The organism is Thermolongibacillus altinsuensis (assembly GCF_004341205.1).
GTDB classification, from domain to species: domain Bacteria; phylum Bacillota; class Bacilli; order Bacillales; family Anoxybacillaceae; genus Thermolongibacillus; species Thermolongibacillus altinsuensis.
This window is the reverse complement of the sequence record NZ_SLUL01000002.1, coordinates 216,323-230,201: the sequence shown is the minus strand read 5'-3', so window position 1 is coordinate 230,201 and position 13,879 is coordinate 216,323. Positions and strand designations below refer to the sequence as shown.

The 13,879-nt window shown below is 45.6% G+C and carries 9 protein-coding genes; 4 read left to right on the top strand and 5 right to left on the bottom strand.

Annotated elements, in window-relative coordinates:
• Window positions 1-64 precede the first annotated feature (64 nt).
• Entirely contained in the window at window positions 65-1,039 is a 975-nt protein-coding gene (locus EDD69_RS02745; RefSeq protein WP_132947417.1) for a C40 family peptidase, read from the top strand.
• Between the two features lie 22 nt (window positions 1,040-1,061).
• Here EDD69_RS02745 and EDD69_RS02740 read toward each other — a convergent pair whose 3' ends face one another.
• Together EDD69_RS02740 and EDD69_RS02735 are read right to left on the bottom strand one after the other, a co-directional pair.
• Window positions 1,062-2,729 carry an S-layer homology domain-containing protein gene (locus EDD69_RS02740; protein ID WP_132947416.1) on the bottom strand — a complete coding sequence of 556 codons (1,668 nt, stop codon included), beginning with the start codon at window positions 2,727-2,729 and terminating at the stop codon, window positions 1,062-1,064.
• A gap of 123 nt (window positions 2,730-2,852) precedes the next feature.
• The gene (locus EDD69_RS02735; protein ID WP_132947415.1) at window positions 2,853-6,293 is read right to left on the bottom strand and encodes a S8 family serine peptidase; all 3,441 of its coding nucleotides are present in this window, start codon (window positions 6,291-6,293) and stop codon (window positions 2,853-2,855) included.
• A 246-nt stretch (window positions 6,294-6,539) separates the two neighbouring features.
• Here EDD69_RS02735 and secA2 point away from each other — a divergent pair, with 246 nt between their 5' ends.
• Both secA2 and EDD69_RS02725 read left to right on the top strand, forming a co-directional pair.
• The gene (gene secA2 / locus EDD69_RS02730) at window positions 6,540-8,879 is read left to right on the top strand and encodes an accessory Sec system translocase SecA2 (RefSeq protein ID WP_132947414.1); all 2,340 of its coding nucleotides are present in this window, start codon (window positions 6,540-6,542) and stop codon (window positions 8,877-8,879) included.
• An 18-nt stretch (window positions 8,880-8,897) separates the two neighbouring features.
• Window positions 8,898-9,776, top strand: a complete 879-nt coding sequence (locus tag EDD69_RS02725; RefSeq protein ID WP_132947413.1) for an accessory Sec system S-layer assembly protein — start codon at window positions 8,898-8,900, stop codon at window positions 9,774-9,776.
• A gap of 323 nt (window positions 9,777-10,099) precedes the next feature.
• Here the strand turns inward: EDD69_RS02725 and EDD69_RS02720 are convergent, their stop codons facing one another.
• The 3 genes from EDD69_RS02720 to EDD69_RS02710 all read right to left on the bottom strand — a co-directional run bounded on the left by EDD69_RS02720 (window position 10,100) and on the right by EDD69_RS02710 (window position 12,909).
• Window positions 10,100-11,437, bottom strand: coding sequence for a UDP-glucose dehydrogenase family protein (locus tag EDD69_RS02720; protein WP_132947412.1), 1,338 nt, complete (start codon window positions 11,435-11,437; stop codon window positions 10,100-10,102).
• A 14-nt stretch (window positions 11,438-11,451) separates the two neighbouring features.
• The gene (gene galU, locus EDD69_RS02715; protein WP_132947411.1) at window positions 11,452-12,336 is read right to left on the bottom strand and encodes a UTP--glucose-1-phosphate uridylyltransferase GalU; all 885 of its coding nucleotides are present in this window, start codon (window positions 12,334-12,336) and stop codon (window positions 11,452-11,454) included.
• 111 nt (window positions 12,337-12,447) lie between these two features.
• Complete coding sequence (locus tag EDD69_RS02710) at window positions 12,448-12,909, bottom strand: hypothetical protein (protein ID WP_132947410.1); 462 nt, start codon at window positions 12,907-12,909, stop codon at window positions 12,448-12,450.
• A 205-nt stretch (window positions 12,910-13,114) separates the two neighbouring features.
• Between EDD69_RS02710 and EDD69_RS02705 the strand changes: the two genes are divergently transcribed.
• Window positions 13,115-13,525, top strand: a complete 411-nt coding sequence (locus EDD69_RS02705) for a helix-turn-helix domain-containing protein (protein ID WP_132947409.1) — start codon at window positions 13,115-13,117, stop codon at window positions 13,523-13,525.
• The last annotated feature ends 354 nt before the right edge of the window (window positions 13,526-13,879 follow it).

Genomic DNA, 13,879 nt, shown 5'->3' with positions numbered 1-13,879 from the left:
CTTTAAACCATATAGCAATCAATTGAATAATTTGAAAATTGCATAAAAAGTGAGGGAACCGTCTATGAAACGAATGTTGCTTATCACTTCCTTTCTTCTTTCTCTCCCCACCTTTGCCTTTGCGTCGGAACAAAATTACAACAAATTGTTACCGCTTACAAAAAAGTACATCGGCGTGCCGTATCAGTTTGGCGGCAGTTCGGAGAAAGGTTTTGATTGCTCTGGATTTACGCGTTATGTGATGAAAGAGCTCGATGTGGAGTTGGCGCGGTCGACAGCCGGGCAGTACAAACAAGGAAAAACGGTGAAAAAGAGCGAGCTGCGCGTGGGGGATCTCGTTTTCTTTGAAACATATAAAAAAGGCCCCTCGCATACGGGCATTTACATCGGCAACGATCGCTTTATCCACGCCGATTCATCCAAAGGGGTTTTGATCTCAAACTTGAACGATCCATATTACTGGGGACCGCGATACATAGGAGCCAGACGCGTATTGGCATATGAAAAGAAGCTTGGCGAGTTTCACGATGTGTCTGATCAATTTTGGGCAGAGAAAGAAATCGAAGCACTAGCAAAAGAAGAAAGAATGCTAGGCTATGAAAAAAGTTATTTCAAGCCGGATGAAGCGATGACGCGCGCAGAAGCAGCGGGAATGTTAGCGGAATATTTAAACTTAAAAATGAACGATCGGAAGCAGACGTTTAAAGACGTCCCAAGCGATCATTGGGCGGTCGGAGCGATCAATGCGCTTGTCAAAGAAGGAATCATTTCCGCTAATGATGATGCGTATCGACCAGATGAAGCATTGACGCGTGAAGAAGTAGCCGTTTTATTCACACGCGCTTTCCAACTTAAGCGCGGCGAAAGGGAAATCACCTTCACCGATATCGATCCGCAATATTGGGCGTATGATTTCATTCACCGATTGGCGGATGCGGGGATTGCTGAAGGAGATGAAAACGGCCATTTCCGTCCGAAAGAAACAGTGACGCGTGCACAGTTTGCCGTCTTCTTCTATCGAGCGATGAACGTAAAATAGCCACGAGGGACAACCCTCGTGGCTATTGTTTTTTCTCCACCGTCCGTTTTAAAAATAAAGCAAATTGGCCGCGTGTGACGATGTCGTTTGGATGGAACGGATCGTTGATCGTGATGCCGTTATGGGCGAGGATGTTGATGGCCCCATACGCCCAAAAGGATGGCGAAACGTCGACAAATGAGCGATTCGTCGTCGGCTGTTCGTAGACATTTGCATACGCGCGGGTCAGAATCGCTGCCATCTGCGCGCGCGTGATATATTCGTTCGGACGCAGTTTTCCGTCATATCCCGCCAGCAATCCATGCGCTTCGGCGATAGCCATTTCCTTATACCACGGATCGCTCGGTTTCACATCCGTTGCTTTCATCTGATAGCCGTTTGGAAGCGTGAGTCCCAATTCGCGAATCAGCATAAGTGCCGCATGACGGCGGAGCAGTTTGTCGTTTGGACGAAACGTCCCATCTGGGTATCCGGCAACAATGCCGCGTTCATATAAAAATTGTGCCGCCTTCTGCAATTCCGCATCGGTGATGTCAGGGAAAAGCGGACGCTGCCCTTCTTCATCCGCGTTGTTTTCTTCATCCGTATTGTCAGGTAAAGGCGGAGGAGTGCTGACGCTCGCTGCAATGTTGCGATAGTCGATTTTTAATGTCGTTGAACCGCGGTTAAAGCCTTTTGACATCGGCTGGACCGCGCGGAATAATACACTTTCAACAAAATCTTTGCGAAACAGCCAAGAAACGCTGCTACTTAATTTAGAAGGGTCGTACCATTTTTCGTTCAAGCCGATCGAAAAGGTATCGACATAAACGGATGCATAGCGGCCCGCTCCGTCTTGCGCGTTCAAATAGGCGCTTGCTTGCGGGCTGTAGAAATAAAAACGCAAATTATAATAAGAAGCGTTCAATGGATTCAGCGCGTAGTTTGTCAACAAAAGCGAAAGCGGCTTTTTCTCGGCGTATTCGCTTCCAAGCCGCTTGCCCCAATAGGCTTGCAAGGCTGGCAATTCAAACGGCGTCGGCAATTCAACATTCATTTGCATATGCCCTTTTAACGCATTCGGCGAACCGAACAGCTGGACGTAATCTTCCGCCAAAATTTCTGGCATGTACCATTCATACGCCCCGCTTCCGTCCGCATGAACCGATGGATAGCGAAACAATTCGCGCGCGCTCGCGTATTGTGAACGAAGCCAATCGGTTGGGCGCAACTGTTCCTTATTTAATAAGTAGTAATACGTAAAATGATGTCCGTATTCATGCGACAGCGTCGTTGCCATCGCTGCTGGGGTCGTAAAATCATTTCCGCCATATAAATGAATGTAGCGATTAGGCAAAAGCGACAGCTTTGTGCCGACTTGATATTGAACAAAATATTGACCGAGCACATTCTCCCCCGCGGGATAGTCCGGGAAAATCACAACGCGGTCAAGAAGAGAGAGCTCAGCCCCGTGTTTGTTTTTCAGCAGCTCTGCCTCCAGCGCCTTCAGTTGTTCCGTGCGCCATTTGATGCTGTAGCTTTCAAATGTCACCCCGCTCGTTCCCGTGTAGCGCGCAATGAGCGGATAATAATCTTCGTAGTTCGCTTGCGCTTGAGCTTTATTCGTTAAGTCGACGACGTGCGCATCGACCATCTTTCCTCCAACCAAAGCAAACAAAAAGAAAAAAAGAATCGAAACAACCTTTCGCAACAAAGCCCCCTCCTTGCTGTTTTCCTAGTTTCATAGTAGCATAGCGAAACGGAAAAACAAGCAGGAGTGGATGAAAAAAAGCTGCCCCAGCATGCGAAACGCATGTGGAGCAGCTTTTTTCATTTATTTCACTGAAATAGAGAGCGTGTATGGCTGTGTGCTCGGGCGGGCAAAGGCATCTTCGACCACGACATAATATTTTCCTTTTTTCAATGTAAGCGTGCCGATTTCCGCATCCCCTTCGCCGTAGTAATCAAACGATTGGACGATCTCTCCTTTTTGATTGTAAATCGTCACGACTCCGTCCATCGTACCCGGTCCATCCAGTTTCACCGTCACTTTTGCATCTTTTGCGACCGTGAACGCATAGTAGTCTTTGTCGCCATAGTCCACTCCGACGTTCATATAGCCTGTCGCCTTATACACACTTCCTTCTTTTTTGAAGCTTAATGGTTTAGACGGCACGTTGTTTTTCACAACGGATTTCGCATCTTCATCTTTCTTGTTCAACGTATGAAGCGCAAATTGATACGACTGGAGCGATATGCCTTCGGACATCAAACCTTCTGTAACGAAGAAATAACCGATATCCTTTTTCGCCTTAAACGAGCCGTTTACATCGTATAACGGATTCCATCCGGTTGGGAAGAACGTAATCGCTTTGCCTGCTTCATCTTTGTCGATCACCATGTTTCCGTTTGTATCTTCCACGACCGTGACGATCGGAATGAGTATGCCGCGCAATTCGTCTGGCAACGTTGAATCAAGCTTGCTTGGGCGAGCGGAGAAGGCAAAAATTTCGTCTGCTTGGCGATGTTTATAATAGTAAATGTCGACATCATTCGGTAGAACGAAGTTGCCTGTTTTCGCTTTGTTTAGCTCGACAACGGTCGCTTGAACTGGCTCGTTATTCTTTTCATTCGCATCTTTTGGCGCATTCATTAATTTTTTCGATGTCAATGTGTACGGATCCGCTACTGGCTGATAGCGCTCATCCGCCATTTCAAGATAATATACTTTTTCTTTTTCCAACACGAGCGTTAAGGATGGTTGTTTCTTCCCTGTAAAGTAATCATAACTATAGTAATAAGCAACTGGGTAGAGATCATCTTTTTTCTCATCGTACTCATAAATCGTCGCCCACGGCATCATGTCGCTTGGTGTATTAAATGTAAATTGATAAATCGCCGTTTCATCAACGGAGAATGTATAAAAATCGCGGTCGCCGCTAAATTGAATCAAACCTGATTTTTCTTCCCCGATGTTGTACGAAAGCGCCTTTTCTTTAATTTGGCTCACTTCTTCTTTGTCAAAATAGCGCCATTCTCCTTCTTCGATAATGATCGCGCTTGGTCTTTTCGCTTGTTGTTCTACTTTTGCCTCTTCAGTCATCGTCGGCATTTCTTCCATTGGCTTTTCGCGCATTGGGTAGCCGTCTTCATCTTCTGTAACCGTGACTGCTTCCGCCGTTAAACGGTACGGAATCGCGGATGCTGGAAGTTCTTTTTCGTCTTGGCTGCCTAGTGAATCAAATAAATACACATAGTAATACCAAAAATCTTCGATCGGTTCGCTTGATGCTTCAATGATGTATTCCATTCCCGGCATCGCTTCAAACGTGAGCGTTTCGCCTTGGCCGCTGCCGTTTCCGTTAGAAACAAACATCGGATAAGGTTTGTATTTTTGCTCTTCCGCTGCGCGGTAAAACTCTTCAGCAAAGTACACCCCTAACGACGAGTTCACACCCGGAACGGCGGAAAGGTTCAACTTCACGGTCGTCGGTTCGGTTACCGTCAATGTAAAGTAGTCTTTATCCGCTTCTTTTGCGTCTTGTTCAGGCAGGAATGTCAATCCATCCATATCAAACGGAAGCTGCTCAATCACAAGCGGATTTTCTTTCGTTACGCCATCGTCAGCAAGTTCAGCAAATTTTTGCAATGTGAGCGTGTACGATGACTTTCCTTGCAGGCTGTAGTTGCCGTTGGCATCGGCCGCTCCGATCACAAGCGTACCGTTCTCTTTGGCGGTAAATAGTTTTCCTTCTACTTCGCCTGCGCGCGAATCATTGACATTGATCGGTTTATCCGATTTTTTCTTTCCTTCCGGATAGAAGCGCAGCACCAATTTATAATCGTAATCTTTCGCTCCTTCGAGAACGGCTTGCACGCTTTCACCTGCTTGCAATTCAACCTTCACCCAATGGATTTCCTCAGGTGCCGTGAAACGGCCTGTTTTTGTAAATGGCTCATCGGCAAGGTTCACTGGGAGCGCTTTTCCGAGAATCGTTTCGTCGTTCCAATTTTCTTTTTTCGGCAATTTTTTAATGTCATACTGCAACGCCGCCACTGGATTGACAAGACCGTTGCCATATTTTAAGTCATATCCTTTTTCGCCTAAATCAGTTGCGGTGCGCTCTAAAATCGCTTCGACTTCATACGGTTTTAAGTTCGGATATTTCGATAAAATGAGCGAAGCAACTCCAGCGACAATTGGCGACGCCATTGATGTTCCGCTTAATTCAGCGAAGGTTGATCCTTTCGCATAATCGTATAGCGGGCTGTACACGTCAACGCCTGGAGCGACAAGGTCAACCGATGGACCGTAGTTGGAAAACTCGGCTAAATGATTTTGGCTGTCGGTCGCTCCGACGCTGATGACTCCTTCGTACGAAGCAGGGATGGAGTACATGTCCGTTGCGTCATTTCCAGCCGCGGCGACAACCGTAACGCCAGCGTCAATCGCTTTTTTCACGGCTTCTTCTAAAATCGGCGAGTTGAAATAGCCGCCGAGGCTCATGTTGATGACTTTTGCTCCTTTTTCAATCGCATACAAAATGCCTTGGGCGATCACGTAATCGCTAGCGCCATAACCGCCGCTAAAGACGTCAATTGGCAAAATTTTTACATTAGGGTTGATGCCGTGCGCACCGACACCGTTATTGGCGCTCGCACCGATAATTCCCGCCACATGCGTGCCGTGATATTCTTTTATCCCTGGGTCTGCTGGGTTTGCGGCGTTGTATGAAGGTAATACTTTTGCTTTTAAATCCGGATGTTTCATATCTACGCCTGTGTCGATCACCGCAACGGTGACGCTATGCTTTCCTGCCAGCTGAAGTGCTTTGTCAATTTGCAAGAGCGCTAGCGGGTACATTTTGTCTTTTTTCGGATCGTTTGTTCCGAGCTTCTTGTATGTAAAACTTGGGGTCACGCTCGTTACTGCTTTGAGTTTGGCATAGTTGCGCGCTACTTCTTGCAACGTTTTTCCCTTTTGCACCGTCACGACATCATAGCCAAGCTGCGGAAACGATTTTTTCACGTTCGCACCAAGGCTGCGATGCACGCTTGCAGGAATTTTTTCCTTGTACTTGATGATCAGCGTATCTTCGCTAATTTGGCTTTGCGCATCCTCTAACTGCTTGTACGCAAGCGGCGCTTTGACGACATTGTACGGCTGCTTTTTCCACTGTTCCAGCGGCGGCAACGTTGTCGCTTGAGCCAGACTTGGCACAACAAGCGCCGATGCCAGTCCAAAAGAAAGTGCGGCTTTTTGCCATTTTTTCATAAAAAAGTTCCCCCAATCTTTTTTTCTCATTCTCTTTTTAACTATTTCGCCAAAAAAGAGAATGTACCTACTAAAACGTAAAAAAATAAAAAAAGTTTCATAAACTGAAAAATTTTTCTAATTTATTTACATTATAATCCATTTGATAAGAAAGTAAAGAAATATTTTCTGTCAAGATGAAACAAAACAGGAACAATGTTATACTGTATAGGAGACTATTCGACAAGCTCGGAGGAGACTAGAAATATGTTGTCTTACATAAAAAAGCTAATCAATAGCGACGAACGAAGATTAAAAAACTACTATAAAATCGTCGCTCGCATTAATGAGTTAGAAAAAGAGTTTGAAAAGCTATCAGACGATGAATTACGTGCAAAAACGGCTTATTTTAAAAAGCAGCTCGAAGACGGAAAAACGGTATTCGACATTCAAGCAGAGGCGTTTGCGACGGTGCGCGAAGCGTCGAAACGCGTGCTTGGCATGCGCCATTTTGACGTGCAGCTCATCGGCGGACTTGTCCTTGCCGAAGGAAACATTGCGGAAATGGCAACGGGCGAAGGAAAAACGCTTGTCGCTTCGCTGCCAAGCTACTTGCGGGCGCTTGAAGGGAAAGGCGTTCACGTCATTACGGTGAACGAATATTTAGCGAAACGCGACCGCGAGTTAATCGGTCAAATTCATGAGTTTTTAGGCTTAACGGTCGGTCTTAACCTGCCGCAAATGTCGCCTGAGGAGAAAAAAGCAGCGTACGCGGCCGATATTACATACGGAGTCGGCAATGAATTCGGCTTCGACTATTTGCGCGATCATATGGTGTATGATGTGAACGACCGCGTGCAACGCCCATTCCATTTTGCGATTATCGATGAAGTTGACAGCGTCTTAATCGACGAGGCGAAAACGCCGCTCATCATCGCTGGCAAAACCGGGGTAAGTTCGGAATTAAGCTATTTGTGCGCCCGCATCGTGAAAAATTTCGTCCGTGATGAAGATTATCAGTATGATGAAGAAACGAAAACGGTCAACTTGACGGAACAAGGAATTGAAAAAATTGAAAAAGGGTTCGGCATCGACAATTTGTACGATCTCGAACACCAAACGCTCTACCATTACGTCATTCAAGCGTTACGCGCCCACGTCATGTTTACGCGCGACGTCGACTACATCGTGAAAGATGGAAAAGTGCTGCTGATCGATATGTTTACAGGACGGCCGATGGAAGGTCGCAGCTTGAGCAACGGCTTGCATCAAGCGATCGAAGCGAAGGAAGGATTAGAGCTAACAGAGGAAAATAAAATTCAAGCATCGATTACGATTCAAAACTATTTCCGCCTCTATCCGATTTTATCGGGCATGACCGGCACAGCGAAAACGGAAGAAAAAGAGTTTCAAACGCTATACGGCATGGATGTCATCCAAATTCCGACAAACCGCCCGGTCATCCGCCAAGACTTTCCAGATCGCGTCTTTGCGACCATCGATGCGAAATATAAAGCCGTCGCGAAAGAAGCTAAGCGCGTCCATGCGACAGGACAGCCGATCCTCATCGGTACAACATCCATTTTACAGTCAGAAAAAGTGGCGAAATATTTAGATGCGGAAGGATTGCCATATCAGCTGTTAAACGCGAAAAGCATCGAACAAGAAGCCCAGCTTATTGCGCTTGCGGGGCAAAAAGGACAAATTACGATTGCGACAAACATGGCGGGACGCGGCACTGACATTATGCTCGGCGAAGGAGTGGCAGAGCTTGGCGGATTGTACGTTCTTGGCACCGAGCGGCATGAAAGCCGCCGCATCGACAACCAGCTCAAAGGCCGGGCAGGACGGCAAGGCGACCCGGGCCGTTCGCAATTTTTCATTTCGCTTGAAGATGACATGTTCCGCCGCTTTGCGAAAGAAGAGTTAGAAAAGCTGAAAAAATCGCTCCGAACGAATGAAGAAGGCGAAGTGTTAAACAAAAACATTCACGAATTCGTCGATCGCATCCAGCGGATTTGCGAAGGAAGCAACTTCTCGATCCGTGAATATAACTTAAAGCTGGATGACGTGCTTAACGAACAGCGCCGCACGATTTATACGCTGCGAAATCGCGTGTTAGAAACAGACAAACCGCTTGAGCTTGTGCTTGCAATGCTTCCGTCATTTATGAAGCGCGAAGTGGCGCTCGTTTGCTCGGAGGAACTTCTTCCTGAAGAATGGGACATCGCTCGTCTTGTGGAAACCGTTCAGGCGGTAACGAATGAAACGATTGAACTGACGAACGGAATGACGGAAAAAGAAGAAATCGAAGCGGTCATCATGGAAGCGATTGAACGTTACATTGAGCGGGCGAAAGAATTACACGAAAATGAAACCGTGCAATGGTCACTTAAACGCGCCCTTCTTTCGCTTATCGATTATCATTGGACCAAACATTTAGAAGCGATGGAGCTGTTAAAAGAAGGAATTGGTTTGCGCTATTACGGACAAGAAGACCCGATGCGCCAATACGCCAAAGAAGGACTAGAGCTATTTACGGTCATGTATCACAAGTTAGAAAAAGATGCTTGCCGTCAGCTTGCTTCTTTGTTAGCACAACTTTAATGGAAGGGGTAACGATTGATGTTTCCATTTTTTAAAAGAAAAAAACAAGGCGAGGACAGTACCGTCCACGCCTCCGAATTGCTCAATGAACAAAGCGAACAAAACGAACAAAGCGAAAGCGAAGTCAAAACGGAATTATCGCTTCATCCGCTTATGCAAGTGAGCGTCGAACAAAAATATTATTATCAATTTTTAAACAATGAACTTCCACCGTTAAAGCCGAACCAAATTTCGCTCTCAGGCATTGAGCTAAAGAAAGAGAACGACCGCTATGTCGTCACGGCATTCGTCCGTAACAGCTTAGAAAAAGCGATTCGCTTTGAAGAAACAACGTTGCTTCTCATCGGTCCGAACGGGGAAATGCTTGGCAGAAAAACGTTCGATTTGAGCGAGCTTGGCGAGCTTCCGCCGCGAAGCAGCCGTCCGTGGCGCTTCGTTTTTAACGAAAGCGATATGATCGCACGAGAAGTGCCGACAACCGGCTGGAAATTAGCGTTTGAACTGCGCAAACCACATTCCCTAGATTTAGAAGAAAGTTGGGAAAAAAGTCTTGCGGAAGCGGATAAAGAAAAGCTCGAACAGCTTGTTCGCACACTGAAGCCGCCAAAGCCAGGCGAAATCAACTTTATGGGCTTGCAGGCGGCGCTTAATGCGGAAGGAAATTTAGTGGTGACGATGCTTATTCGCAACGGCAGCAACAAAAACATTCAAATTGAACAATTGCCGCTCGTCGTCGAAGATGCAAGCAAGGAAGTCGTTGCCCGCGGCGGCTTTACCCTGAACTTAGAAGTGAAAGCAAACACAAGCAAACCGTGGACGTTTATTTTCCCGAAATCGCTTCTTTTGAAAGAAAACATCGATTTAAGTCAATGGCGCGCTTATCCGCCGCAACAATGAGAAAAACCGAAAACGGTCCTTGGCAAATGCCAAGGAAGCATCCGCCGAAAGTAGTAGCTTTCGACGAAGAAATGTTTTCATTTCGACGGAGAAAGCGGAACGGAGGAGGATGCTAGTTTGAGGTTAGACATCGGGGACACTCTATTTCATCTATTTCAGAAAGAAAAAAGAGAAAGGGCTGATTCCAACGAATCAGCCCTTTCTCCTGCCTCTGGCCACCAACCGCTCTCTATCATTAACAGAAGGAAATAGTATTACAGTTATATTTTAACATCACTTTGTATGATTCACAAACATATTTTTAATGTTTTGGTATAAATTTTTCATTGACAAAATGAATAATGATTGTTCAAAATTTGTCCGACCGCTCTCCGCCCGATCGATACGTACTGCAAGCCGTGCTTTTCCGCCTCATCAAGCGCATAACAATTTCGTCCGTCAAAAATAAGCGGGGTCGCCATTTGTTGGGCAAAAACAGACAACGGAAGTTCAACGATTTGCTTCCACTCGGTCACGATAAAAGCCAGATCCGCTCCAGCGAGCGCTTCTTCTGGAGAGGAAGCGTAATCGATGCGGTCTCCAAGCAGCGCTTTCGCCTTCTCTGTCGCAACAGGATCATAAGCGGTCACGCGAACCCCATCCGCTAACAGCCGTTCGATGATGGCGAGCGATGGGGCTTCGCGCATATCGTCCGTGTTCGGTTTAAACGCCAGACCGAGCACCGCCGCTTTTTTCCCGTACAAACTGCCGCATACTTGCTTCGCTTTTTCATACAAAATCACTCGTTGGCGGTTGTTCACTTTAATGACTGACTGGAGCAATTCAAACGGATGATCGACATTTCCTGACAATTGGACGAGCGCTTTTGTATCTTTCGGAAAACAAGAGCCGCCATAACCGATTCCCGCCCGCAAAAAGTGCGGACCGATGCGATGGTCTTGGCCGATGCCGTAGGCGACATCGTCAATGTTGGCGCCGACTTTCTCGCAGATGTTCGCAATCTCATTAATGAAGCTAATTTTGGTCGCTAAAAAGGCGTTAGCGGCATATTTGATCATCTCCGCGCTGCGCAAATCGGTCTTGATAATCGGAATGCCAAACGGTTCGTTAATTTTGGCGATGACATTCGCCGCTTCTTCATTTTCTGCCCCAATGACGATGCGATCGCCATGAAACGTATCATAAATAGCCGATCCTTCACGCAAAAATTCAGGATTTGAAACGATATCGACGCGAACATATGGCGGTTTTTCCATCTCTATAATGTGTTTAATCCGTTCATTCGTTCCAACCGGTACCGTGCTTTTGGTAACGACAATGACATCGTTCGCAATCGAACGGGCAATTTCGCGGGCGGCATCTTCCACATACTGCAAATCAGCCGATCCATCTTCGCGCTCTGGCGTACCGACCGCAATGTAAATGACGTTCGCATTCGCGTACGCTTCTTTCGGATTCGCTGTAAAATGAAGGCGTTTGGCATCCATATTTTCTTTCATTAACTCTTCTAACCCGGGTTCATAAATCGGGGAAATGCCTTGTGACATTTTCGCTATTTTTTCTTTGTCCTTATCGACGCATGTGACGTGGTGTCCAATATGGGCTAAACATACGCCCGTCACAAGTCCGACATATCCTGTTCCAGCGATTGCAATGTTCATCGCCTGATCTCCCTTCAATCTTCTCGTTCCCTAGCAAGTAATGACTGCAAATAGGTTAACAAATCGGGACGCAAATCTTCGCGCTGCAGCGCAAACTCAAGCGTCGCTTGGAGAAACCCGAACATATTGCCGACATCATACCGTTTTCCAACAAAATAATACGCCATGATTTGTTCCGTCTTTGCCAACTTTCGCAGCGCATCGGTCAGCTGAATTTCTCCGCCCGCCCCCGGCGGCAAGTCAGCAAGAACATCAAAAATATTCGGCGTTAAAATATAGCGCCCCATAATCGCATAGTTCGACGGCGCCTCAGCGACAGACGGTTTTTCGATCAGATCGCGAATGCGAAACACATCGCCCGAAACGGCTTCATCCATCGGTTCCACGATGCCGTACTTCGATACCTCTTCATCCGCTACTTGCTGTACGCCAATAATCGGGCAACGGTATTCATGAAACCGATCAATGAGCTGCCGCAAACAAGGTTCATCGGCCTGAACGATGTCATCGCCAAGCATGACCGCAAACGGCTCATCACCAATAAAACTGCGCGCACAGTAAATCGCATCCCCTAATCCTTTCGGCTCTTTTTGACGGATGTAATGAATGTTTGCCATGCTTGAAATCGCTTGAATTTCCGCAAGCCGCTCCCATTCCCCTCTTCGCGCGAGCGTTTCTTCTAACTCATACGATTTATCAAAATGATCTTCAATCGCCCGTTTGCCGCGGCCGCTAATAATCAAAATATCTTCAATGCCTGAAGCAACGGCTTCTTCCACAATATATTGAATCGTCGGTTTATCAACGATCGGCAGCATTTCTTTCGGCTGCGCTTTCGTGGCTGGCAAAAAACGAGTTCCTAATCCTGCAGCGGGGATAATCGCTTTCCTCACGTTCATCTTTTGCACCTCTCCTTATGTTTACCATCATAACATAATTTATTGGACACCTATATAAAAGAGTACTTTCGATTTCGCAAAAATAAAAAAGCAAGCACAAGCGGCTTGCTTCTACAATAAAAAATAGGAAATTTGCTTGCCTGAACGGATGTAAAACGAGCGAAGAATGTGTTGGACGGATCGTTCTTCAGCGGCGGTTAAGTGATCGGCAGAGATGCGAAGATATTTTTGGTCGAGGTCACTCCAACGATGAAGAAAAATATCGATGGTGTTTGTCGATAGATGCAAAAATACGGCAACCATCGTTCGCTGATCCATCGTTTTAAATAACAAGATCAGCTCTTCATGTTCATAACATGTAATGGTGCGATATTCACTGCAGTCTTTTTCGGTTCGCCTTGTCGGCTCAGGAGAGATAAATTGAAGGGAGTCACAAAAACGGACGGGCATAATCGTACGCCACGATTTAAAAAACGGATTCGATCTTTCTTTAATTAAGATTTGGTATGTGTTCTCACACTTTTTCCCCCTTTCCTTTGCATGAACGATGAAATCGAAAAAATAAATATCCAAATTCATCCCCCATTTCATGAATAATCACTTGTATATTTTTACATTTAATACCTTTTTCAGCAACTTTTTTCGACAAATGGAAATGACATTTTTGTTCTTTATTTGAACATTTTAGGTGATTGTGTCGAATATGAACAAAAACTCACGCTTCCATATCTTATATATATTATGTTTAAAGTAACAAATAAGATGGTGGAAGATAACCATGAAACAATTAGGAGATCGGTTAAAGTGGCTGCGAAAGGAGCGAAATTGGACGCAAGAGCAATTAGCGCAAAAATTAAACGTATCACGCTCACAAATCAGCAAATGGGAAAACGGCGATCAACTTCCTGATATTAAATCCATTGAAGAGATCAGCAACTTGTTTAACGTCAGCATCGATTTTTTGCTTGGCAGGAACCATGTAACAAAAGAAATATTGCATGAGATCCAACGCACATATGGAACCGATGACATCGACGAAGAACTGCTTGAAGTGATCCGTTATTTAAAACAAAATCCAAAGCTTGCTAGAAGCTTATATGTATTGCAATCGTTGCCGGCGAAAAAACGCAAACGAATCGAAACGATTGTCATCACCACGATTCAAGAACTATTGCGCGCGTTTGAATAATTTTTTTCTAAAAAATAAAAAAGAACCAACCGAACACATCGGTTGGCAAACGTGAGGGAGCAGAAGGACCACTTTTTATTGAGGAATCTTGTTGGAAGGAAAAATTTAGGGGAATCAAATGTCTTGCAACGATGCACAATTCAACAATTCTACATGTTTCCCACCTCCTTGTTCCCATCATAACGAAAAAAGAAAACGTCGTAAAATCGACATTTTTCAATTTTCACGCTCATTTCTTCCACTTTTTGTTCATTTTTACCCCATTTTTGATGAGAATAAGGTGGAAAATTGAAAATTCATACTTCAATCTTTTTTGTGAAGCGGATAAGCTATGGTATAATTGTGGATAAGATC

Coding starts and splice junctions, on each gene's coding strand:
- EDD69_RS02745 (WP_132947417.1), top strand. CDS start 65: ATGAAACGAATGTTGCTTATCACTTCCTTTCTTCTTTCTCTCCCCACC.
- EDD69_RS02725 (WP_132947413.1), top strand. CDS start 8,898: ATGTTTCCATTTTTTAAAAGAAAAAAACAAGGCGAGGACAGTACCGTC.
- EDD69_RS02720 (WP_132947412.1), bottom strand. CDS start 11,437: ATGAACATTGCAATCGCTGGAACAGGATATGTCGGACTTGTGACGGGC.
- secA2 (WP_132947414.1), top strand. CDS start 6,540: ATGTTGTCTTACATAAAAAAGCTAATCAATAGCGACGAACGAAGATTA.
- EDD69_RS02735 (WP_132947415.1), bottom strand. CDS start 6,293: ATGAAAAAATGGCAAAAAGCCGCACTTTCTTTTGGACTGGCATCGGCG.
- EDD69_RS02705 (WP_132947409.1), top strand. CDS start 13,115: ATGAAACAATTAGGAGATCGGTTAAAGTGGCTGCGAAAGGAGCGAAAT.
- galU (WP_132947411.1), bottom strand. CDS start 12,336: ATGAACGTGAGGAAAGCGATTATCCCCGCTGCAGGATTAGGAACTCGT.